At 65.4% G+C, this 23498-nt stretch carries 18 protein-coding genes and 1 pseudogene; 7 read left to right on the top strand and 12 right to left on the bottom strand.

Going from position 1 to position 23498, the window contains the following annotated elements:
* The first annotated feature begins 30 nt into the window (after positions 1 to 30).
* Entirely contained in the window at positions 31 to 2196 is a 2166-nt protein-coding gene (locus tag HZI36_RS12665) for a phosphocholine-specific phospholipase C (RefSeq protein WP_179402995.1), read from the top strand.
* A gap of 126 nt (positions 2197 to 2322) precedes the next feature.
* Here the strand turns inward: HZI36_RS12665 and HZI36_RS12660 are convergent, their stop codons facing one another.
* The 5 genes from HZI36_RS12660 to HZI36_RS12640 form a co-directional block, all read right to left on the bottom strand.
* Positions 2323 to 3711 carry an FAD-dependent oxidoreductase gene (locus HZI36_RS12660; RefSeq protein WP_179402994.1) on the bottom strand — a complete coding sequence of 463 codons (1389 nt, stop codon included), beginning with the start codon at positions 3709 to 3711 and terminating at the stop codon, positions 2323 to 2325.
* Between the two features lie 14 nt (positions 3712 to 3725).
* Entirely contained in the window at positions 3726 to 4856 is a 1131-nt protein-coding gene (locus HZI36_RS12655) for a 2-aminoethylphosphonate--pyruvate transaminase (RefSeq protein ID WP_179402993.1), read from the bottom strand.
* Between the two features lie 70 nt (positions 4857 to 4926).
* The gene (locus HZI36_RS12650; protein ID WP_179402992.1) at positions 4927 to 6654 is read right to left on the bottom strand and encodes a putative 2-aminoethylphosphonate ABC transporter permease subunit; all 1728 of its coding nucleotides are present in this window, start codon (positions 6652 to 6654) and stop codon (positions 4927 to 4929) included.
* Positions 6651 to 7742, bottom strand: a complete 1092-nt coding sequence (locus HZI36_RS12645; RefSeq protein ID WP_179403022.1) for a putative 2-aminoethylphosphonate ABC transporter ATP-binding protein — start codon at positions 7740 to 7742, stop codon at positions 6651 to 6653. The genes HZI36_RS12650 and HZI36_RS12645 overlap by 4 nt, the downstream gene beginning before the upstream one ends.
* Entirely contained in the window at positions 7742 to 8800 is a 1059-nt protein-coding gene (locus tag HZI36_RS12640; protein WP_179402991.1) for a putative 2-aminoethylphosphonate ABC transporter substrate-binding protein, read from the bottom strand. The genes HZI36_RS12645 and HZI36_RS12640 overlap by 1 nt, the downstream gene beginning before the upstream one ends.
* Before the next feature lie 203 nt (positions 8801 to 9003).
* Here HZI36_RS12640 and phnA point away from each other — a divergent pair, with 203 nt between their 5' ends.
* Positions 9004 to 10239: a phosphonoacetate hydrolase gene (gene phnA / locus HZI36_RS12635; RefSeq protein ID WP_179402990.1), complete on the top strand. Its 1236-nt coding sequence runs from the start codon at positions 9004 to 9006 to the stop codon at positions 10237 to 10239.
* Positions 10240 to 10269: 30 nt separating this feature from the next.
* The gene (gene phnY, locus HZI36_RS12630) at positions 10270 to 11724 is read left to right on the top strand and encodes a phosphonoacetaldehyde dehydrogenase (protein WP_179402989.1); all 1455 of its coding nucleotides are present in this window, start codon (positions 10270 to 10272) and stop codon (positions 11722 to 11724) included.
* Positions 11725 to 11772: 48 nt separating this feature from the next.
* On the opposite strand, the gene HZI36_RS12625 is transcribed toward phnY, so the two are convergent.
* The 7 genes from HZI36_RS12625 to HZI36_RS12595 all read right to left on the bottom strand — a co-directional run bounded on the left by HZI36_RS12625 (position 11773) and on the right by HZI36_RS12595 (position 16999).
* A complete protein-coding gene (locus tag HZI36_RS12625) occupies positions 11773 to 12054 on the bottom strand; it encodes a hypothetical protein (protein WP_179402988.1) in 282 nt (93 codons plus the stop codon).
* Positions 12055 to 12303: 249 nt separating this feature from the next.
* On the bottom strand, positions 12304 to 12837 hold the full coding sequence (locus HZI36_RS12620) for a chromate transporter (RefSeq protein ID WP_179402987.1): 534 nt from the start codon (positions 12835 to 12837) through the stop codon (positions 12304 to 12306).
* Positions 12834 to 13382, bottom strand: coding sequence for a chromate transporter (locus HZI36_RS12615; RefSeq protein WP_179402986.1), 549 nt, complete (start codon positions 13380 to 13382; stop codon positions 12834 to 12836). Before HZI36_RS12615 ends, HZI36_RS12620 begins: the two co-directional genes overlap by 4 nt.
* 2 nt (positions 13383 to 13384) lie before the next feature.
* On the bottom strand, positions 13385 to 14416 hold the full coding sequence (locus HZI36_RS12610) for an AraC family transcriptional regulator (RefSeq protein WP_218883831.1): 1032 nt from the start codon (positions 14414 to 14416) through the stop codon (positions 13385 to 13387).
* A gap of 154 nt (positions 14417 to 14570) precedes the next feature.
* Entirely contained in the window at positions 14571 to 15830 is a 1260-nt protein-coding gene (locus tag HZI36_RS12605; RefSeq protein ID WP_179402985.1) for a transglycosylase SLT domain-containing protein, read from the bottom strand.
* A gap of 246 nt (positions 15831 to 16076) precedes the next feature.
* Complete coding sequence (locus tag HZI36_RS12600; RefSeq protein WP_179402984.1) at positions 16077 to 16652, bottom strand: class I SAM-dependent methyltransferase; 576 nt, start codon at positions 16650 to 16652, stop codon at positions 16077 to 16079.
* A complete protein-coding gene (locus tag HZI36_RS12595; protein WP_179402983.1) occupies positions 16649 to 16999 on the bottom strand; it encodes a YgiW/YdeI family stress tolerance OB fold protein in 351 nt (116 codons plus the stop codon). Before HZI36_RS12595 ends, HZI36_RS12600 begins: the two co-directional genes overlap by 4 nt.
* Before the next feature lie 382 nt (positions 17000 to 17381).
* Here HZI36_RS12595 and HZI36_RS12590 point away from each other — a divergent pair.
* The 4 genes and pseudogenes from HZI36_RS12590 to HZI36_RS12575 all read left to right on the top strand — a co-directional run bounded on the left by HZI36_RS12590 (position 17382) and on the right by HZI36_RS12575 (position 23463).
* Positions 17382 to 19911 (top strand): annotated as a pseudogene (locus tag HZI36_RS12590) (type VI secretion system Vgr family protein).
* A gap of 15 nt (positions 19912 to 19926) precedes the next feature.
* A complete protein-coding gene (locus HZI36_RS12585) occupies positions 19927 to 20580 on the top strand; it encodes a DUF3304 domain-containing protein (protein WP_246327058.1) in 654 nt (217 codons plus the stop codon).
* Complete coding sequence (locus HZI36_RS12580) at positions 20549 to 21283, top strand: DUF3304 domain-containing protein (protein WP_246327057.1); 735 nt, start codon at positions 20549 to 20551, stop codon at positions 21281 to 21283. The genes HZI36_RS12585 and HZI36_RS12580 overlap by 32 nt, the downstream gene beginning before the upstream one ends.
* A complete protein-coding gene (locus tag HZI36_RS12575; RefSeq protein ID WP_179402982.1) occupies positions 21280 to 23463 on the top strand; it encodes a T6SS phospholipase effector Tle1-like catalytic domain-containing protein in 2184 nt (727 codons plus the stop codon). Before HZI36_RS12580 ends, HZI36_RS12575 begins: the two co-directional genes overlap by 4 nt.
* Positions 23464 to 23498 lie beyond the last annotated feature (35 nt).

Below are 23498 nucleotides of genomic sequence, written 5' to 3'. Positions count from 1 at the left end.
CTTCATTCCGACAGATAAACAGGATTCCTCATGTCTTCGAAAAACAGACGCGACTTCCTACGCCTCGCCGCTCAGTCGGCGGGCGCGATGGCTGCCTACGCGGGCTTCCCGCCCGCAATCCGCAAGGCGCTCGCGATGCCCGCCGCGACGCGCACCGGCACGATCCAGGACGTCGAGCACGTCGTGATCTTCATGCAGGAGAACCGCTCGTTCGACCATTACTTCGGCGGGCTGCGCGGCGTGCGCGGCTTCGACGATCCGCGTCCGCACGTGCTGCCGAACGGCGCGCCGGTATGGCAGCAGCCGCCGGCGTCGGTGTTCACGAAGAACTATCATTCGCGCGGCCTCGATCCGTCGGCGAAGTACGTGCTGCCGTTCTACCTCGATCCGAAGCAGACCACCGAATATCAGCCGGGCACGAACCACGGCTGGAGCAGCGGCCATCTCGCATGGAACAACGGCTTCTACGATCAGTGGGTGAACCAGAAGCAGGACGTGCTGACGATGGGCTATCTGAAGCGCGACGACCTGACCTATCACTACGCGCTCGCGGACGCGTTCACGATCTGCGATTCGTACTTCTGCTCGACGCCCGCCGACACCGCGCCGAACCGCATCTTTCTGTTCACGGGCACGATCGACCCGCGCAACATCTACGGCAATCCGCCGAACGGCCCGGGCATCGGCGAGCGCGACAACGTGAACGGCTATACGTGGACGACCTATGCGGAGCGTCTGCAGAACGCGAACATCAGCTGGAAGGTGTATCAGGGCGGCACCGGCATCCCGGGCGACGCGACGGACAACTTCACCGACAACTCGCTGATGTTCTTCAAGAAGTTCCAGGTGCAGGAAGGCGCGAGCGGCCCGCTCGTCGACAAGGGCGCGTCGAACCACACGCTCGCCGAGCTGAAGGCCGACGTGCAGGCGAACCAGCTGCCGCAGGTGTCGTGGATCGTCGCGCCGGCCAAGTACAGCGAGCATCCGTCGTCGTCGCCGACCGACGGCGCGTTCTACATCAACATGGTCATCGAGGCACTGACGTCGAACCCCGACGTGTGGGCGAAGACCGTGCTGATCCTGAACTACGACGAGAACGACGGCCTGTTCGACCACGTCGTGCCGCCGATGCCGCCGCTGTCGAGCGGCCAGAACGCGCAGGGCATGATCTCGTCGAGCCTGATGTCGAACATCGGCGACGAGTATCTCGACCTCGGCCAGTATCCGCACGAGATGGGGCCGATGATCCCCGGCGCGGACCCGGGCGGGATTCAGCCGATCGGCCTGGGCACGCGCGTGCCGCTGATCGTCGTGTCGCCGTGGTCGAAGGGCGGCTGGGTCTGCTCGGAGATGTTCGATCACACGTCGGTGCTGCGCTTTCTCGAGGCGCGCTTCGGCGTGCATGAGCCGAACATCAGCGCGTGGCGCCGCTCGCTGTGCGGCGACCTGACGTCCGCGTTCGACTTCTCCGGCCAGCCGGACACGTCGACGGTCAGCTTCACGGTGCCGCAGCACATCCAGACGGCCGGCCAGGCGTACCAGGTGCCCGCGCAGCAGACGATGCCGGCGCAGGAGCCCGGCACGCGGCCGGCGCGCGCGCTGCCGTACGAGGTGTTCGTCCAGAGCCGCGTGAGCGGCCACGACGGCAACCTGTGGCTCGACCTCGCGAACACGGGCGGCGCGGGCGCGGCGTTCTACGTGTACGACCGCCTTCAGACGGCCAACCCGCCGCGCCGCTACTCGGTCGCGTCGCAGGATACGCTGACCGACTACTGGAGCACGTCGTCGTCGCAGGGGGCGTATCACTTCGCGGTCTACGGCCCGAACGGCTATCTCAGCGAATTCCAGGGCAACGTGCAGACCGCGACCGACGGCCATCACGCGAACCCGGACGTGCGGATCGGCTACGACGTGCAGAACCGTCAGGTCTACCTCGAGCTGCGCAACACGGGCGCGGCCGCGTGCAGCATCACTGTCGGCAACGCGTACAGCAACGCGCACGCGCGCCAGTACACGCTGCAGCCGGGCCAGACGCAGCAGGATCATTGGGAGCTGAGCTCGAGCCACGGCTGGTACGACCTGAACATCGCGGCGACGACGGTCGGCGGCGCGACGGACACGGTCGTGCGCCGCTTCGCGGGCCACGTCGAGACGGGCCGGCCGAGCCAGAGCGATCCGGGGCCGGTGAAGGGCTGACCGGCGGGGCTGGCCGGCTGATCGGCACATTGCGCCAGAAACGCCGCGGGGCCGGTGCAATGCCGGCCCCGCGGTGTTTTTTTACGCGTTGTTCGCTCAGGCCTTGTCCGCTTACGCCTTGTCCGCTTACGCTTTGTCCGCTTTCCCGGCCGCGCTCGCGAGTTTGGACAACCACGTGTCGACGATCCACGGCTGCCGGTGCGCGTCCTCCGCGCGTTCCTTGCGGCGGATCGCGTTGCGTACCGTGAGCGACCCGACGTAGCGAAACGGCTCCGGCGGGAAATGGCCGAGCGGGCCGCGCGTGATCGGGCTTCTCGTCCACGCGTTGTCGAGGCCCAGCACGAGCGACGACAGGATCTGCCCGCCCATGTACGTCGGCCCGACGCCGTTGCCCGAATAGCCGAAGCCGTAGAACACGTTCGGCGCGTCGTCGAGGCGCCCGAAGAACGGGAAGCCGGTGACCGAGCGGTCCGACGGGCCGTTCCAGCTCGCGGTGATCGGCACGCCGGCGAGCGACGGGAAGAATTCGTGCAGGCTCTTCGTCAGCTGCGCCTCGTACGGCGAGCGCTGGTCGAACACCGGCGCGATCCGCCCGCGCCACGCGAACGTGTTGCCGCCCTTGCCGAGCATCAGCCGGCCGTCCGGCGTGCTGCGGTAGTAGTAGACGAAGATCCGCGAATCGAGCACCGACACGCCGTCGACGAGCCCGGCTCGCGCCAGCAGCTCCGGGCATTTCTCGGTGATGATCATGTCGCTCGACACGACGGCGATCGTCCGCTCGAACTGCGGAAAGCGGCTCGCCATCCATGCGTTCAGCGCGAGCACGAGCTTGCCCGCGGTCACGCTGCCGGTCGGCGTGCGCACGGTGACGGGCTGGCCCGGCGTGAAGTCGAGCATCGGCGTGCGTTCGTAGATCCGGATGCCCATCTCGCGCGCGACGCGGCGCAGCCCGCGCACGAGCTTGCCCGGATGCACGGTGGCCGCGATCGGCGAGAACACGCCGTCGAGATTGCGCGCGGAGCCCGAGCGGCGCGCGACCTCGGCGGGCGGCAGCGGCGCGTAGCTGTGGATCCCGCACGCGGCGAGCGCATCGAGCACCGGCGCGAGCGTGCCGACCTGCGCGGGCGACGTCGCGGTATACAGCGTGCCGTCGAGCCGCAGTTCGGCGTCGATCCGGTGTGCGCGGCAGAAGTCGGCGATGTGCTGCACCGCCGCTTCCGATGCCTTCACGAGCCGGATCGCCTCTGCTTCGCCGAACAGGCGCCGCAGCGTCAGGAATTTCGCCGACCACGTGAGCAGGCAGCCGCCGTTGCGGCCGCTCGCGCCGGCGCCGCACAGATCGCGCTCGATGATCACGACATCGAGCGCGGGGTTCTGCTGCTTCGCCTGAATGGCGGTCCAGAGGCCGGTGAAGCCGCCGCCGACGATGCAGACGTCGGCTTTCGTCGCGCCCTGCAGCGCGGGCGCGAGTTCGCCGTCGTTGAAGAGCGCTTGTTCGATCCAGAAGGGACGCATAACGGACTCTTCGGTCAGGCCGTTTCTTCGGCGGACACGCGCGCGACACCCATCGCCTCCAGCGTGTCGGCGATCGCGGCGACCGCGCCCGGAATGCCCGCTTCGCCGAAATGGCCGATGCAGCCGACGCGGAACGTCTCGACTTGCGTGAGCTTGCCCGGATACAGAATGTAGCCGCGCTTTTTGACTTCCTGATAAAAGGTCTTGAAATCGTAGTTCGGATCGTCAGGCGCGTGGAACGTGACGATGATCGGCGCCTGCACCGATGCGTCGAGGAACGTGCGCAGGCCGAGCGCGGCCAGCCCGTCGACGAGCGCCGCGCAATTGCGTGCGTAGCGGCCGCCGCGCACGGCGAGCCCGCCTTCCTCGAAGTATTGCGTGAGCGCCGCGTCGAGCGCCGCGACGACGTGCGTCGGCGGCGTGAAGCGCCATTGCGTCGTGCGCTGCATGTACGTCCACTGATCGTACAGGTCCATGCTCAGCGAATGACAGTTGCCCTCGCAACGTTCGAGCGTGCTGCGCTTCGCGATCACGAAGCCCATCCCCGGCACGCCTTCGAGGCATTTGCCCGATGCGGCGATCACCGCGTCGAACGGCGTCGTGCGCGCGTCGATGTCGATCGCGCCGAACGAGCTCATCGCGTCGACGATCAGGCCGCGTCCGTGTTTCGCGACGACCTGCGCGACCTCGTGCAGCGGATTCAGCACGCCGGTGCCGGTTTCGCAGTGCACGAGCGCGACGTGCGTGATCGTCGGGTCGGCCGCGAGCACGCGATCGACGTCGGCCGGTTCGACGCGTTGCGCTTCGGTGTAGTCGAGCGTCGTCAGCTTGCGGCCGAGCACGCGGCAGATCTTCGCGATCCGCTGGCAGTACGCGCCGTTGTTCGGCACGAGCACGTGGCCGTCGCGCGGCACGATCGTGCCGATCGCGGCCTCGACCGAGAACGTGCCGCTGCCTTGCAGCGGCACGCATTCGTGCGTGCCTTCGCCGTGCACGATGCGCAGGATCCGCTCGCGCAGCCGCGCGGTGATCTGGTTGAAGTCGGTGTCCCACGAGCCCCAGTCGCGCAGCATCGCCTGCCGCGTGCGGTCGGAGGTCGTCAGAGGGCCGGGGGTGAGCAGAATGGGCGTAGCGGCGAGCGTCATGTCGATTCCTCGATATGGGGTACTGGGACAAATAGTGGAGCGGCGACTCGATAAGGCTTCAATCGGAGCTTCAACGGCGATTCGGCTGGCGCCAGGCCTGCGTCCTGCGCAGCAGCCCGTGCGACACGCACGCGAACAGCACGCATGCGAACGACGACGTCGCGAGAATCAGCGTCGCCATCGCGGCGGCGGGGCCGATCTGGCCGGCGTCGTCGAGGTTCAGGATCGCGACCGACGCGGGCTGCGTGTCCGGCGAGTACAGGAACACGACCGCGGACACGGTCGTCATCCCGTTCACGAACAGATAGCGCGCGATCAGCAGGATCGCGGGCAGGCAGACGGGCACCGTGACGCGGATGAACGTCTTGTAGAACGGCACCTTCAGCGACGCGGACACCGCCTCGAACTCGCTGTCGATCTGGCGCAGCGCGGTGACCGCGGTCAGATGACTCGACGAGTAGTAGTGGACGACGGTGACGATCGCGAGGATCGCGAACGAACCGTACAGGCCGTTCAGCGGATTGCCGGGCGCGTTGAACAGGAAGATGTAGCTGATGCCGAGCACGAGGCCGGGCACGCCCATCGGCAGGATCGCGCAGAGGCTGATGAACGTGCGCAGCCAGCGTGCGCAGCGCGTCTTCTCGATCAGGTACGCACCGCCGAACACGACGATCGTGCCGCCGGTGGCGACCGCGAGCGCCATCTTCAGGCTGTTCAGGTATGCGTCGAAGATGCCGGCCGCGACGAGGCCCATCCGGTAGTGCTGGACGCCGAGGCTCATCTGGTACGGCCAGAACTTCACGAACGACGCGAACACCGAGATGCCGACCACCGCGATGAACAGTGCGCAGACCGTGCCGCAGTACGCGAGCATCGCGAAGTCGAAGCCGCGCGACGGCTTCGGCTGGTACGGCGTCGAGCGCGCACCGAGCTGCGACTGCTGCCGGCGGCGGATGAAGAAGTCGATGCCGAACGCGATCAGCGCGGGGAACAGCAGCATCAGGCTGACGACCGCGCTACGGTTGAAGTCCTGCAGCCCGATGATCAGCTTGTAGATGTCGGTCGACAGCACGTTGTACGAGCCGCCGATCACGACCGGCACGCCGAAGTCGTTGATGCACATCGTGAACGCCACCATCGTCGCGCTGATGAGCCCGTACTTCGCGCCGGGCAGCGTGATCGTGAAGAACTTGCGCAGGCGGCTCGTGCCCATCGCGTCGGCCGCTTCGTAGAGCCGCCCGTCGGCGAGCGACAGCGCGGTCACGAGGATCATCAGCACGTGCGGGAACGACGCGTACACGAGGCTCGCAACGATGCCGGGCAGCCCGTAGATCGAGTGGCCGTGCAACAGCGGCTTCAGCAGCCCCGCGTTGCCGAACCAGTAGATGAACGACACGGCGGACAGCAGCGTCGGCGCGAGCAGCGGCAGCAGCGCGATCGTGCGCACCGCGTTCTTCAGCGGCATGCACGAGCGCGTGATCGCATACGCGAACGTGAACGCCATCGGCACGACGATCGACGTGACGAGCGCGCCGACCGTCAGCGAATGCCCGACCGAGCGCAGCACGCCGCTGTTCGCCAGGTACGTGCCGAAGTTGTGCAGCCCGATGAAATGGCCGTCCGCGTCGACGAAGCATTTCTGCACGACGATCGCGAGCGGCAGCAGCAGGAACAGCGACAGCAGCCCGGCCATCACGACGAGCGCGAGCTGCGCGACGCGGTCGTGCCAGTGGGTCGTCTGCCGGACTTCGGCAGGCGCGGACGCGCCGCGGCGGCGCTCGGATAGCACGGCGTTCATAGCGGGCGCTCCTTGACGGACGGAAACACGCGGACATGCTCGCGATCGAGCGCGAGATCGAACGACGCGCCGGCGCGCAGGCCGGTGCGGTCGACTTCGTGGAACGACAGATCGGCGACGATCTCCTGCGCGGCGAGCCCGTCGACGCGGAAGCTCACGCGGCAGAACGCGCCGAGGAACTCGAGCTTCTCGACGCGGCCGGTGAGCCGGTTGTCGGGCGTGTCGCCCGGCACCGCGATGCGGATGTCCTCGGGGCGCACGTAGACCGACACCGGTGCGCCCGCCGCGGGGCGCGTCGCGCCGCGCTGGCATTCGAGGCCGACGTCGCCCGCGCGCAGCGTGCCGTCGCCCTGCATCTGCGCGGAGATCGAGTTGACCTTGCCGATGAAGTCGGCGACGAACGGCGACGCCGGCTGCCGGTAGATCTCGAGCGGTGTGCCGATCTGCTCGATCACGCCGTGGTTCATCACGACGATGCGGTCGGCCATCGACAGCGCCTCTTCCTGATCGTGCGTGACCATGATCGTCGTCAGGCCGAGGCTCTGCTGCAGCGCGCGGATCTCCTGGCGCAGCCGCACCCGCACGCGCGCGTCGAGCGCGGACAGCGGCTCGTCGAGCAGCAGCAGCCCGGGCGACGTCGCGAGCGCGCGGGCGAGCGCGATCCGCTGCTGCTGGCCGCCGGACAGCTGGCCCGGATGCTTGCGATGGCTGTCCGGCAAACCGACGAGCTCGAGCAGCTCGTGCACGCGCGCATCGATCGCCGCGCGCTTCATCTTGCGGTTGACGAGGCCGTACGCGACGTTGTCGTAGACGGTCAGGTTCGGGAACAGCGCGTACGACTGGAACACGATCCCGTAGTCGCGCAACTGTGGCGGCAGCCGCGAGATGTCGCGGCCGCCCTGCGTGATCTGGCCGGACGTCTGCGCCTCGAGCCCCGCGATGATCCGCAGGAGCGTCGTCTTCCCGCAGCCGGACGGCCCGAGGAAGCAGATCATTTCTCCCTTCATCACGCTCAGGCTGATGCCCCGGAGCACCTGCGTGTCGTTGTACCGCTTGTCGATGCGTTCTACGCTCAGATAAGGTGCCATCATTGCTGCTCCGCCTTCGCGCCGTAGCGCTGCTGCCAGGTATCGAGGATCGACTGACGGTTCTTCGCGGACCACGTGAAGTCGTTCTTCACGAGCAGATCCGCGTAGTTGTCGGGGATGCCGGACAGCTTCTTCGCGACGCCCGGATACGCGACGATCGCCCACCAGCGCGCGGTGATCGCGTTCGCGTCCTTGCTCGCCATGAAGTCCGCGAGCTTCTTCGCTTCGTCCGGATGCTTCGTCGTCTTCATGATCCCGGTCGCTTCCATGTCCCAGCCGAGCCCTTCCTTCGGGAACACGAGATCGATCGGCGCGCCCTGCTCCTGCAGTTCGTGGCCGCGGAACTCGAACGAGATGCCGATCGGGAATTCGCCGGTGCCGGCGAGCGTGCACGGCTTCGAGCCCGAGTGCACGTACTGCGCGACGTTCTTGTCGAGCGCATCCATGTACTTCCAGCCGCCGTCCTTGCCGAGCGTCTGCAGCCACGCGGTCACGTCGAGATAGCCGGTGCCGGACGACACCGGGCTCGGCATCACGATCGCGCCCTTGTAGATCGGCTTCGTCAGGTCGGCCCACGACGTCGGCTTCGGAATGTGGCGCTGCTCGCCGATCACGCGGTTGTAGCAGATCGTCGCGCCCCAGACGTCCATCCCGACCCAGTGCGGCGGCGTGTTCGCATCGCTGTACTTGCGCGTGAGCTGATCGAAGCCCTTCGGCGCGTACGGCATCAGCATCCCCTGCAGATCGAGCACCGTGAGGCTCGACGCGGCGAGCCCGAGCACGACGTCCGCGCGCGGATTGTTCTTCTCGGCGAGCAGCTTCGCGGTGACCGAGCCGGTCGAATCGCGCACCCAGCGGATCTCGATGTCGGGATTCGCCTTCTCGAACGCATCCTTGTACGGCTTCATCGCCTCGTCCTCGAGCGCGGTGTAGACGAGCAGCGACGTCTTCGCCTGCGCCGCCTGCGCGACGCCCAGCGCGACCGACGCCGCGAGCGCACAGCGAAGCACGCCCGACGCCCATGTGCCCGAACGCTTGAATACCGGCTTTCCGTTCATCTTCAGACCCCTTGACTGTGGTGCCGCAACCGCGGCGAATGGGTGGTGATCTTTCTGCCTGCTACATACAACCGGTTGCCCTCTGTTATCTGCATGTTGTTGACAATCTACAAATCATCAATTTTAATGTCAAGCATGGAATTCACGAAGTCGGCGCGTCGCGGGCGCCGGCGGCTCAACCCCTCCGATCAGAAAGGACTGTCATGAACGAAACCCCTGTTTCCGTAGAAGTGAACGGCCGCCGCTACAACTGGATGAGCCGGCCCGTCGTCGTCGTGTGCGTCGACGGCTGCGCTTACGAATATCTGGAAGAGGCCGCCGAGGCCGGCGTCGCGCCGTTCCTGCGCACGCTGCTCAAGCCGGGCACGGCGCTGAAGGGCGACTGCGTGGTGCCGAGCTTCACGAACCCGAACAACCTGTCGATCGTCACCGGCGTGCCGCCCGCGGTACACGGTATCAGCGGCAACTATTTCTTCGATCGCGAAAGCGGCACGGAAGTGTTGATGAACGACCCGAAGTACCTGGTCGCGCCGACCGTGCTCGCGACATTCGCGGCGCAAGGCGCGAGCGTCGCGGTCGTCACCGCGAAGGACAAGCTGCGCCGGCTGCTCGGCAAGGGGCTGAAGGGGATCTGCTTCTCGTCCGAGAAGGCCGACGAGGCGACCCTCGACGAGAACGGCATCGACAACGTGCTCGAGCTCGTCGGCAAGCCGGTGCCGAGCGTGTACAGCGCGGATCTGTCGGAGTTCGTGTTCGCCGCGGGCGTGCGCCTGCTCGAGACGCGCAAGATCGACCTGATGTACCTGTCGACGACCGACTACGTGCAGCACAAGCACGCGCCCGGCACGGCCGGCGCGAACGCGTTCTACCAGATGATGGACGCGTACCTGAAGCAGCTCGACGCGCTCGGCGCGGTGATCGCGATCACCGCCGATCACGGGATGAACGCGAAGCACGACGAGGACGGCGAGCCGAACGTGATCTATCTGCAGGAGCGTTTCGACGACTGGCTCGGCGAGGACGCCGCGCGCGTGATCCTGCCGATCACCGATCCGTACGTCGTGCACCACGGCGCGCTCGGCTCGTTCGCGACGGTCTACCTGCCCGACGGCGCCGATGTCGACGCGCTGCGCACGAAGCTCGCGGCCGAGGACGGGATCGAGCTCGCGCTGACGGGCGCCGACGGCTGCGCGCGCTTCGAGCTGCCGCCCGCGCGGATGGGCGACCTGATCGTGATCTCGAAGCAGGACGTGGTGCTCGGCACGCGGCGCGTGAAGCACGACCTGTCGGGCCTCGACGTGCCGCTGCGCTCGCACGGCGGGCTGTCCGAGCAGACGGTGCCGCTGGTCTTCAGCAAGCCGGTCGCCGCCGACGTGACCGGCCGTGCGCGGCTGCGCAATTTCGACGTGATCGACATCGCGCTCAATCACCTTCAGTAACGCGAACGCTTCCGTAAAGAGGACTCACTGATGAACGCCATTGCAGAACCGACGGCCGCCGCCGACATCCGCCACGAAGCGCTGCGGATCGACGGCGAGAAGATCCATCGCGACGCCGTGATCGACGTGCGCAATCCTTTCGACGGCTCGCTCGTCGGCACCGTGCCGAAGGCGACGCTCGCCGACGTGCGGCGCGCGTTCGCGGCCGCGCATGCATACAAGCCGACCCTCACGCGCTACGAGCGCGCGGCGATCCTGCGGCGCGCGGCCGACCTCGTGCGGGCGCGCACCGGCGAGATCGCGCAGCTGATCACCGCCGAGGCCGGCCTGTGCATCAAGGATTCGACGTACGAGGCGGGCCGCGTCGCCGACGTGCTGACGTTCGGCGCCGGCGAGGTGCTGAAGGACGACGGCCAGATCTTCTCGTGCGATCTGACGCCGCACGGCAAGAAGCGCCGCGTGTACACGCAGCGCGATCCGCTGCTCGGCGTGATCTCGGCGATCACGCCGTTCAACCACCCGATGAACCAGGTCGCGCACAAGGTTGTGCCGGCGGTTGCGACGAACAACCGGATGGTGCTGAAGCCGTCGGAGAAAGTGCCGCTGTCCGCGTATCTGTTTGCCGACATCCTGTACGAAGCCGGGCTGCCGCCGCAGATGCTGCAGGTGCTGACGGGCGACCCGAAGGAGATCGCCGACGAGCTGATCACGAACCCGTCGATCGACCTGATCACGTTCACCGGCGGCGTGTCGATCGGCAAGTCGATCGCCACGCGGATGGGCTACCGGCGCGCGGTGCTCGAACTCGGCGGCAACGATCCGATCATCGTGATGGAGGACGCCGATCTCGACGAGGCGAGCACGCTCGCGGTGTCGGGCTCGTACAAGAACTCGGGGCAGCGCTGCACCGCGATCAAGCGGATGCTCGTGCACGAGGCGGTGGCCGACCGCTTCACCGAGCTCGTCGTCGAGAAGACGCGCGCGTGGACCTACGGCAATCCGGCCGATCCGAAGGTCGACATGGGCACCGTGATCGACGAGGCCGCCGCGCGCTTCTGCGAGCAGCAGGTCAACGATGCGATCGCGCGCGGCGCGCGGCTGCTCGTCGGCAACGTGCGCGACGGCGCGCTGTACTCGCCGACCGTCGTCGACCGCGTGACGCCCGACATGCCGCTCGTCAAGCACGAGACGTTCGGGCCGGTGTCGCCGATCCTGCGCTTTCGCAACATCGACGAGGCGATCAGGATGTCGAACGGCACCGACTACGCGCTGTCGTCGTCGGTGTGCACGAACCGCTTCGACTACATCACGCGCTTCATCACCGAGTTGGAGGTGGGCAGCGTGAACGTGCGCGAGGTGCCGGGCTACCGGCTCGAGCTGACGCCGTTCGGCGGGATCAAGGATTCGGGGCTCGGGTACAAGGAAGGCGTGCAGGAAGCGATGAAGAGCTTCACGAACACGAAGACCTACTCGCTGCCTTGGTGAGTGGCGCGCGGCGGCCCGCCTGTCGGGCAGGCCGCCGCGCGGACGGGATCAATCGTCGTCGTGATGGTGATGCCGCCAGCCGCGGTGCCAGCCGTTGTCGTGCCATTCGCGGCGGTAGCGATAGTCGCCGTAGTACGGCGAGCCGTAATACACGGGCGCCGGCGGTGCGTAGTACACGGGCGGCGGCGGCGCATAGTACACGGGCGGCGGCGCTTCGATCACCGGCCCCGGAATACCGAGAAACACCCCGACGTCCGCGTGCGCGAACGCGCTCGCCGATACGCACGCGGCCGTCAGACCGAGCGCGCCCAAAAACAGAATCCGTTTCACCTTCACTCTCCCCGCCCGCGGCCGCAGCGGCTTGCGGGCGACATGTTCATCCATGCGTGAATGGTAAGCGTCGCCGGCGGCGCCGATGCGGCCCGGAGCGCCGCGCGTGTAACAGTCGGTAACCATGCGGCGCGGGCCTTCGCGGCCGCGATCCGTCACCGGCAAGGCGCGCGTGGCGCCCGGATTTTCGGACTATTACGAATTATTACCAATTGGGCGGGGGGAGGCGGGATGGGGCGGGGCGGATCGTCAGATTGCGTGCATCGCGACGAAGATCGCGGCGCCCGCGAGGATCAGCAGCAGCGCGTTGACGCGCGTGCGCATCACGCAGACGGTCGACACGAGCGCGAGCACGCGCGCGGGCCAGCCGCCGTCGAGCCCCTGCAGCAGCACCCACACCGACGCGAGGATCATTCCCGCCGCGACCGGCCGCAGCCCCGCCTCGAGCGCGATCTGCCAGCGCTTGCCCTGATGCCGCTTCCACACGTGCGCGACGCCGTAGATCAGGAACGCGGTCGGGCCGAACAGCGCGAGCGTTGCGATCACCGCACCCCAGAACCCCGCGACCTGCCAGCCGATCAGCGTCGCGAGCAGCGAGCCGGGGCCGGGCGCCATCCGCGCGATCGCGAAGTCGTTCACGAACTGCGTCGCCGTCATCCAGTGATGCACGTCGACGACCTGCCGCTGCACGTCCGCGATGATCGCCTGCCCGCCGCCGATCGTCGCGATCGACAGCGGCGCGAACACCGCGCCGAGCGCCGCGTAGCGTTGCGCGGCCGTCATCGGCGTTCGCCGCGCGGCGACGCGTCGCCCGCGCGCCGGTATTCGAGCGCGACGCTGACCGTGCCGCCGATCAGCACGGTCCACACGAGCGGCCAGTGCAGCACCGCGACCGCGACGAATGTGAGCGCCATCACCGCGAATGGCACGATGCGGCGCGGCAGCCGGCGCACGGCGGTCAGCGCCATCGCCATCGACAGTCCGATCGCTGCGGCCGCGGCGCCGGCGAGCGCGACGTGCGTCAGCGTGAAGCGCGTGAGTGTCGAGAACGCGACGCCGAGCAGCACGATCAGCACCGCCGGCGGCACGATGATCCCGATGAAGCCGGCCACCGCGCCGCGCCAGCCGCACATCCGGTAGCCGATCCAGATCGCGAGATTCTTCACGTTGACGCCGGGCAGCGCCTGCGACAGCGCGAGGCCGTTCAGGAATTCATCTTCGTCGAGCCAGCGGCGCTCGTGCACGAAGTCGCGCATCATCCGCCCGCTCAGCCCGCCGCCGAAGCTGGTCAGGCCGATCTGCGCGAACGCGAGGAAGACGTCGAGCATGCTCACGCTACCCTGTACTCGTGCGGGCTCTTGCCGGTCCAGCGCACGAACGCATGCCGGAAATTCGCGGCGTCGCTGTAGCCGAGGCGGCTCGCGATCTCCTCATTCGTCATCCGCGTCTTGCGCAGATACTCGATCGCGAGACTGCGCCGCACCTCGGCGAGCAGATCGCGAAAGGTCGTGCCTTCGGCCTCGAGCTTGCGGCGCAGCGTGCGCGGCGCCATCGCCAGTTCCTGCGCCATCGCGTCGATGCTCGAGAAGTGCCGCGGCATCTGCTCGACGAGCGCGCGACGCACCATCGACGCGTAACCACCCACGCGGGTCAGGTCCGCGAGGAACTGCTGGCACAGCTCGCGCGCCATCGCGTGCGTGACCGAGTCAGGCAGCGGCGGCGCGCGCTCGGCCCACACCGCGTCGACGCGTAACTCGTTGACGGGATGGCTGAAGCGCACCGGGCAGCCGAACACGTCCGCGTACGCACTCGCATGCGCGGGCGCCGGGAACGCCGCCCGTATCTCGGCGAAGCGGAACGCGTGGCCGTACAGATCGCGGCTCAGCGTCTGGTGCGCGGCATACGTGAATTCGAGCGCGAAGCGGTACAGCGGATCGTTCGGATCCGGCGACAGCAGCAGGTCGTAGTGGAAGATGCCGACGTCGCGCTCGCGCGTATAGGTGAAGTCGGCGAGCGGGCCCATCGCGCGCACGTACTTGACCGCGAAATCGAGCGCCGCCTCGCGCGTCGGGCTGCTCAGCAGCGCGTAGCCGTACATCCCGTACGCGGTCAGGCGCATCCGCATGCCCGCGCGCAGCGCGATCGCCGGATCGCGCGCGAGCCGCGCCGCGTTGGCGAACACCGTCGCCATCTGCCGGTACGACACGCGCGTCGACGGCTCGCGCAGCGCGGCCTCGTCGAGGCCGCTGCCGGCCAGCACGAGCGGCGGCGCGACGCCGTCCTCGGCCATCGTCGCGACGACGGCGGTGATCCGTTGCGGCCCGTAGGCGCGCGGTTCGAAGTCGGGCGGTGAGCGGTACAAAGTCGTTCGGTATCGCGGATGGCCCTGGCGCGGCCGGTGAGCAAGTGCCGCATCGAGGATAGCGAAGCGGGCGCGGGCGGCGGATCGGGGCTTTCCCGAGGTCTGACGATTGACCTCGAGCCGCCTTCCGTGTGGCGCGAGGCCGGCCGCGCGATTACTTCGTGATGTACCAGAGCGCGTCGGTGCTCGTGCCGGCCCTGGCCTTCTGCGGCGCGGGCGACGGTGCTTGCGGGGCCGGCGCGGGCGTCGTGACCGCTTGCGGGAACGTCGCCGGCTGCGGGCTCGCCTGCGGGGTCGTCGCCGGCTGCGAGTTCGCCTGCGACGGCGCGGACGACGGCTGGGAGATGTACCACAGCGCGTCGGTCGATGCCGAGCGTGTCGCCGGCGATGTCCGGCTCGCCGACGCGGTGGTCTGGCCGGCGACGCCCGCCGGCGGCGCGTTGCGCACGGCAACGTTTGCTTGCGTGGCGGCAGGAGTGGGCACCGGAGCGGGTGCGTTGCCGCTCTGAGCGGCACTGCCGGGCGTGCGCTGCGCGCGCGCCTCGAACGCCCCCATCTGAAACACCAGCGTCTGCTCGGGACGCGCGATCACCGCGTACGGAAACTGCAGATCCCAGCGCAGCAGCACGCGCGAGCCGGACGACGTCTGAGCGAAGATCGCGGGGACGTGCTTCATATCGGTGAACTGGACGAACACTTTCGAGCCGTCGTCGAACACCTGGATCGGCTTCGCCTGATCCGCGCCGGTGACCGTCCAGCCGAAGTTGTACGCGGCCGACGACGCGACGGCGGACCCGGACGCGCCGACCGGCGCGGGCATGCCCGGCGGCATGCCGGCGGATGCGGCGGCGCGCGAACGGTTCACTTGCGCGGACGTGACGTTGAGGCTCGCGAACGGATTGTATGTCTGCGGCGGCGTGAACGAGGGCGGGAGGATGGGCATGGAAGGATCCGACGAATCGGAGATGGATTGAACCGCATCATAGACCTTGCGCGCATACGCGAGGCGCTTGTCGGGCGACGCGGCGTTGTACGCGCCGATCGCGTTCCAGGTCGGGCCGAACTGGCGGATGTTCCGCGACAGGATCCACGCGCCGACGTATGCGTTCGTGCACGGATCGAACAGGCTCTGCTCGCTGATCCCTTCCTTCGCGAGCACCGGCAGCCACGAGCTGTTGATCTGCATGAGCCCGATGTCGGTGGTGCCGTTGCTGTTCGTGTTCACGCGATCGGGGCGCGTCCCGGATTCGACCTGCGCGATCGCGCGCATCAGGCTCACGTTGACGTGCTGAAACGCGGCCGCGTCGTCGATGCAGTCGGCCATCGCGTTGCCGTGCAGGGTGAACAGCGTGGCAAAGAGCGCGAGCGTCTTGAGCAGGAAGCGGCCGATCGGGCTGTGTTTCTCGGAATGCATGGTTGGTTGGAGTCGAATCGGCCGTCGGATTTTTTATTCAACGCAATAAATACCGGATTTGGCGATTTTTCGATTTTGATCGGGTAAAAATGACCCGAATGGGCGGGGCGAATAACGATCGTCCTGCGCATGAATCGAAAATCCGGAAGCGCGATTATTTTAAAACCGGCAGCGATTTCGTGAGCGCCGAAACGTTCAACTAATGTGAAATCGCCCGAATTCACCCGGCAAACGACGATTTTCCGGTCACGGGCGTCTGCGGGCAATCACGACCCGTGCGGGCGGGATATTGGCCCAGACGACGCAAGTCTCCGAGGTGACCAGGCCGGTGTGTCCGATCGCGTAGTGTCCTGGCGGCCGCAGGTCGTATGTGAACTGGATCATCACGCCGTGGCTGGACAACAGCCGGTGACATTGATCGACGATGGCGGTCACGTCTGCCCGAGGCAGCGAGCGTAGCGGCAGACACGAAACGATCGCGTCGACCGGGGTATCGGGCGGCAACAGCTTCTCGAGCCGTGCGGCGTCGCCTTGTACGATCGCGACGCCGGGGAAGCGTGCCCGCAAATGTCCTGCGAAAACCGGTGAGCGCTCGATGACGACGAGGCGCTCGCGCGCAACGCCGCAATCGAGCAGTGCCCGCGTGACCGCGCCTGTTCCGCCGCCGAGCTCGATCACCAGTCCGTCGCCTGCCGGCACCGCGCGGGCCATCCGGCGCGCGAGGTACGGCGAACTGGGGCAGAGCGCCCCGACGACGGCGGGGCGGCCGAGCCACTCCCGGAGGAACAGCGCGGGAGTACGCCAGGCGTCCGGCCAGATCATTGAACGACCTTGATCTGTTTCACCTTCAGCTTCGACGATTCGAACATCGGCTTGTCGTATTCGCCGCTCAATTCGACGGTGTTCTTTTCGCCGATGGTTTGCCCGTTCGGCCAATGCTTGATCTTGACCGGGATCTCGCCGGTGCCGTCGGAAAACTGATACTTGTCGTCATCGAGCTGCTTCGTGATGTGGCCGCGCAGCACGACCTGCTGATCGTCCTTGCCGGAGGCCAGCAGTTGCTTGACCGTCGTGGGTTGCGCGGCCGCATCCGCACCGGGGCCGGTGTACTGAGCGAGCGCCGGCAGAGCGGCAATGGTGAGCGCGAGCGCGATGATCGTCTTTTTCATGGAAATCCTCGTTGATGAGCACGTCGTGCCGGGATGGCGGCGACGGAAAGGATTGTGGGAAATGAAAGCTTAAGAGCAGGTGAAGGCGTTCGCGGACCGGGGCTGCATCTGATTCGGGCCGCTGACGCCGCGCTTACAGTCGATCGGTAGGGTGGACGTGCTGGGATAGTATGGCCTGAGTCGGTTCAGGGCAATGCGGGGAGGTTCCGGATGGGGCTCGGCAGATGGTTCGATAACACAATGCCGCGCTGGCTGATGCGCGTCAGATCCATCTTTGACCTTGGTTCATCTTGCTGACAACGCATTTGACTGTAGAATCGCGCGTGAGAGCCCATGTCATATTGGTGACAATAAGTAGGCAAAAAGTAATAAAGGGATAGAAATGGATGCGCAAGACATCGTGAGGGCGATGCGGGGCGGATTGCTTCAGCAAGATCGATTGCTGAAACTCGATACTCCGCTCGGGGCCGACGTGTTGCTACCCCAGCGCACCGTGGGCTGGTCCCGGATCGGCCGACATTTCGACTTCGCACTCGATGTCCTGTCGACGCGCAGCGACCTCAAGCTGAAGAAACTGATCGGGCAACCCGTTACGCTCTGGATTCAGCAGGCAGATCACGCCTATCTCCCCCGAAACGGTTACGTGTATGCCGTGCGAAGACTGGGATCGGAAGGCGGGCTGACCAGTTACCAGATCAGCTTTGCATCATGGATGCATTTCCTGAAATTTCGTCGCGATCAGCGCATCTGGCAGGACAAGCCTGTCGATGAAATCCTCAGGGATATATTCAACGCGCATCCGCAGGCGCAAGGTCGGTTTGACTTTGCACTATCGAGGGCGCTTCCGCCGAGATCGTACTGCACGCAGTATGAGGACGATTGGAATTTTGTCCACCGGTTGATGGAGGAGGAGGGCCTGTTCGGCATCTGGAAGCAGGCCGACGACGGCCAATCCCATACTCTGACTATCACGGATCGCCTGGATACGTGCGAGCCGCTCGCCGCACGATCTGTTCAGTTCTCCCGATACGGCGCGAACGATGAGGTTGACGCGCTGGTTCACTGGTCAGGCTTGCGAACCCTCCATAGCGCGACCCTGACTACTCGCACGTTCGACTACAAGCATCCGTCGCCACTCGCCAATCCGAAGGGCACCAATGTCCCGACTTTGTCGCACGAATTGCCGGAACAACTGGAGATGTACGAGTACACCGGCCCCTATACGTTTCTGGAGCGGGAGCGCGGCGATCATCTCACCAAAGTGCGCATGGAGGAATGGGAATCACGCGCCAAGCGGTTTTATGGTACGGGAGGGTTGCGCAGCGTCGATGCTGGGCGGTGGTTTGAGCTCGTTGGGCACCCGGAGCACGATCGTGAGTTTGGCGAGCGTCGCGAATTCGCCGTTATCGAAGTGGTGTGGCTGATCGAGAACAACCTGCCGGGATCGAGCCATCACGGAGATCTTCCGTACAGTCTGAAAGATCGACTGGCTGAAGCAAAAGCATGCCACGAAGGGCAGCCTGCTTCCCGCATCACGCATTTCGATGGCTCCGAGGGCTTCTTCCTGGTTGAGATCGAGGCGCAGCGCAAATCCGTGCCGTTTCGCAGCCCGTTCGAACACCATAAGCCTGTCATGCAGATGCAGACGGCGACTGTGGTCGGTCCGCAAGGACAGCGCATTTATACCGACGAGCTGGGCCGGGTCAAGGTGCAGTTTCACTGGGATCGGATCGGACAGCGCGATGGGCGCAGTTCCTGTTGGATCCGCGTGAGCCATCCGTGGGCGGGCCAGGGCTTTGGGATGATCCATGTCCCTCGAATTGACGACGAAGTCGTCGTGTCGTTTCTGAGTGGATCCCCGGACCGGCCGATCATCACGGGGCGCGTGCCGAACGGCATCAACTTTGTGCAGTGGAGACTGCCGGATAACCAGGCGCTATCGGGCCTGCGTTCTCGTGACCTCGATGGTCTGCAGGCGAATCAGATTGTGGCCGACGACACGCCGGGAAAACTACAGGTGCAAGTGTCGAGCGACCATGAGCAGTCACGCCTCGTAGTCGGGTACAACACACGCATTGACGGCAATGCAGGGCGAGGAGACGCGCGCGGTACCGGATGGGAGCTGGCCACGGATTCCTGGGGCGTGCTGCGTGCGAACCGGGGCATGCTGGTGACCACCGAGACGCGTTCGGGTGCGACGGCCGCGGCGAAAGACATGAGCGAGACCGTTGAGCGACTCGGGAGGGCGCAGCAACTGCATGCTGCATGATGCGCTGACGAAGATCGCGCAGCACAGCGAGGCGCAGGATGCGGACGGCCATCAGTCCGACATCGTCAACACTATCGCAGCGCAGAACGGGCAGATCCGGGGCGCGAGCGCGGGCAGCAGCGACGCGTTTCCGGAATTGTCGGAACCGCATCTGGTGATCGACGGCAAGGCGGGAGTCGAGATCACCACGCCAGCCACCGTGCATGTGGCGTCCCAGCAGGCCGCGATCACGACGGAAGGCCATATTGGTATTGCGAGCGGACGCAGCTTCTTTGCGACGGTGCGCGACACCCTTCGCCTGTTTGCGCAGACCGGGCCGATGCATCTTGTGTCGGCTGCGGGCGACATCGTATTGAATGCGTTGACGAAGTCCATCGTGGCGCGGGCGCAGAAGCAGATCCTGCTGGAAAGCGAGGAGATCCTGCTGCGCGCAAACAAATTTCGCGTCGAGGTCAACGGCAGCTTCTTGAACATGGACGCGAGCGGCGTTGTAAGCGGCACGACGGGAAAATTTACTGCGTACGCGGCGTCTCATGATCTGCCAGGTCCGAAGGACCAGATGGTCGAGCTGTCTCCGAAGAAGATCTGTGTCGAATGCTTGCTCAAGGCCGCTCGGGGCGGGGCGGCCTTGGTGCCCCGTTAATCCGGAGGTTCGTTCATGACGACGGGCGGACTTTTCCGTGACGGGCGGCGTGGGATCCAAGCCGTTGCCCTTGCTGCCGTGTTGGGCCTCGGAGCATGCGACAGGCACCCCGGCCCGATGGCGCAATCATTCGACCTGTCGAACCTGCCGAAGCACTACGATACGCTGGGTGTTGGCGCCTCGACCTTGAACTACACACCTTGGTACATCCACGAGTGGGGGCTTGAAGGTCCTGAAGGGTCAAGTGTGGCGGGTGGTGGCCCCAACGTATTTCCTGCGGAAGCAAACGGCAAACCATACGGCGGTAGCGGTGACATGTGCTGCAGCGACATCCCGTCGGTCTGGCAGCCGGATCTGAGGCTGACGGTGCGCTGGCTGGTTGACAAGAAGCAGGACGGCAAAACCCGAGGGTACCGGTACAAGGCCGAAAACGTCCGGATACCGAAATATGGACGAGTCATGGGAGGCTTGTGGGCGGTCTTCCTACCGGGTGACCGGGTCTGCATCATGGTGCCCGACGGCCAGAAGAATGATGCAAACGATCCGGACGTACGCCCCTCGGACAACGATCCGTACATCGCACAAGGGGTGGTGATCAGGAATGGAACCGGTTATCCCGGGATGGAGGAAGCACGCAATGAGTCTCAGATGGGCCGACCCGATGCCTAAGGGCGGGCGCGTGGCGGGTAGCGCCGCGGCGTTGAAGAAGGCGCGCGCGCTAGCGTGCGAACGGGTGCGAACGGTCAAACAGATCCGGACAGACCGATTTTACCGTTACGGGCGGCATGCGATCCAGGTCGCTGCCCTTGCTGCCGTGTTCAGCCTCGGAGCATGCGACAGGCATCCCGGGCCCATGGCGCAACCACTTGACCTGTCGAACCTGCCGAAGCACTACGACACGCTGGGTGTTGGTGCCTCGACCTTGAATTACTCCCCCTGGTACATCCACCAGTGGGGGATTGAGGGGCCTGAGGGGTCAGGTGTGGCCGGTGGGGGCCCCAATGTATGGCCGGCGGAGGCAGATGGCAAGCCGTCCGGTGGCGGTAAGGAAACGTGCTGCAGCGACATCCCTTCGATCTGGCAGCCGGATCTGAGACTGACGGTGCGCTGGCTTGTCTACAGGAAGCAGGACCACACGACGAATTGGTACAAGGCCGAAAACGTCCGGATACCGAAATATGGGAAGGTCATGGGAGGTTTGTGGGCGGTCTTTCTGCCGGGTGACCGGGTCCGCATCATGGTGGCCGATGGCCAGAAAGGAGATGCAAACGACCCCGGCATACGCCCTCCGGACAATGATCCATACATCGCACAAGGTGTGGTGGATCAAGAATGGAACCGGTTATACAGGGATGGAGGAGGTGCGCAATGAGTCTCAGCTGGGCTGACCCGATGCCTGAAGGCGGGCGCGTGGCGGATAGCGCCGCGGCATTGATCAAGGGGCGCATGCTGGTGTGCGATGCACTTATGTCCTGTCCCCAGACGCTTCACATCACACTGTTCTTTGACGGCACTAACAATAACGACTTACAGACCAATCCGTTTCGGGATTCTCTCGGTCGCACACATACCAACGTTGCCCGGCTCTATAACGCGGCACTGGATAAGAACGAACAAGGGATTTTCGCATTCTACATTCCTGGCGTGGGTACGCCGTTTAAAGAGATTGGCGAACAGGTGTACACGACTTCAGGTAAGTCGATGGCAACCGGCTTCGGTAGCCGTTGCGTGTGGGGCTATACAAGGGTGCTGAACGCTATATACAACGCCATCGCTTCCGACAAGACCCGAAACCTGATTCCGGATGGCGACGCCAACAGAGTTTGTACCGAAGTGGCCGATGGCCACAAACTTCCGCTGGTCGGCTACACCGACCGGCTGGGCCTTGCCCACAAGCAGGCAATCGACGAGGGACGATATCCGCAGACGGTCAAACAAATATGGATCAACGTGATCGGCTTCTCGCGCGGGGCTGCATGCGCGCGCGTGTTCGTGAACAAGCTGATCAATGAATGGGCATCGAATGGACGGATTGGTTACCAGACCGGCAGATATGCGCTGAACTACAAGGTCAACTTCGTCGGTCTTTTTGATACGGTTGCCTCCGTTGGACCGCCCGACTCGACCCGCGCAACCGTGGATTTCGGCACATTCGATGGGCACTTCGCGTTCGCTGACGACGGCCGGCTCGATATCCCGAAGGATGTGCGATTTTGTTATCACGCGTTCTCGACACACGAGCAGCGCATGAGCTTTCCGCTTGATTCGATTCGCAACGGAGACAGCTACGGTGGCGGTGTTCGCGAAGAGGTGGCCTATCCGGGGGTCCATTCGGACGTGGGCGGAGGCTATGCGCCCAACGAGCAGGGAAAGGGAGGGGCCACGTCGAAGGTCGGTGACGACAGCCACAAACTTAGCCAGATCCCGCTTCACGATATGTACCTGAAGGCTGCCAAATATGGTGTGCCTCTTCGGGGCAAAGACGATTTTGATCCAGAGTCTCCTCTTGGAAAAGACTTCGCACTCGACCCGTCATTGATCGCGGCCTTCAATGCATGGCGCAAGACTGTCGATAACGTCAGCAGCGTGGAGGACGCGTTGAAGATCGGGCTGGGCCAGATGCTGGCGTGGCGGACGCTGCGCGCGGAAATCGGCAATCCGCAGCGCTATGTCACAGGACAGGCGTTCTTCAAGCGGGCGCATGAAGACAAGATGACGCCGCACAAGGTTCAGCAGGCGCTTCCAAGGGTGGCGGAGAACGATGCGACCATGAGCAAGCTCAAGTCGCTGTACCAGCTTCTCCAGGCAAACGCCATGACCTCGTCGATCGGGGGATATGCGTCGTACATGAGCGCGCAGAAGGAACAGGCGACAGCGCTCGACAATGCAATGAACCGGCGCAATGAGCAGCTATGCGGCGCGATTGCGCATCCCGGTATCGACAACCCGAAACCTGCGCGCCCGGGGGAGGGGCCACTCGATGTCTCGACCAACGACCAGACCGACCTGCGGCAGGGCGCGGAGGAAATGCGGCTGCTCCTGGGGCACCTGTATCCGGACCAGTGCGAACGATGGCAAGTGAAGCGTACACAACATCCTCCCGTGATTGTCCCTGGTGGCTATCCGATCAAGGTGCCGCCGACGCTTTCTGTCGCGCACGACCAGCCCGGGAGCGACTCCCCCTGCGTCACGCTTGCGTTAAGCGGTGTGTTGCTGAACACAGCCTGGTCGACGCTTGTGCAGAACTACCGGGTGCAGGACGACGTAATGGCTGCGCCGTCGCCCGGCGTGGAATCGTTCCTGCGCCAGCACACGTCGCCCGACGCCGTGAGCAAACTGCCTGCCGGGGCCGTTACCCTGTTCGACGACTACGTCCACGATAGCCGCTGCTGGTTCCGGGTGCCGTATTTCCACGAGTACGCGCCGGGCGGGTATGGCTTTCCGCGCGTCGTGTTTGCTGGCGGGGACAAGCGCAAGGCCTATTTAGGCCTCGCATCAAATGCTGCGCCTCTGGATCTCGGCGATGGCAAAACCCAAGCCGGCTGGGCCTGACGCGGGCTGGACGGCTTGTCGATAAGCGGGATTTC

It is taken from the genome of Burkholderia guangdongensis (assembly GCF_013403875.1).
In the GTDB taxonomy this organism is placed as follows: domain Bacteria; phylum Pseudomonadota; class Gammaproteobacteria; order Burkholderiales; family Burkholderiaceae; genus Burkholderia; species Burkholderia guangdongensis.
Note: the sequence above shows the minus strand (reverse complement) of the source record. Positions and strands in the feature narration are given on the sequence as shown.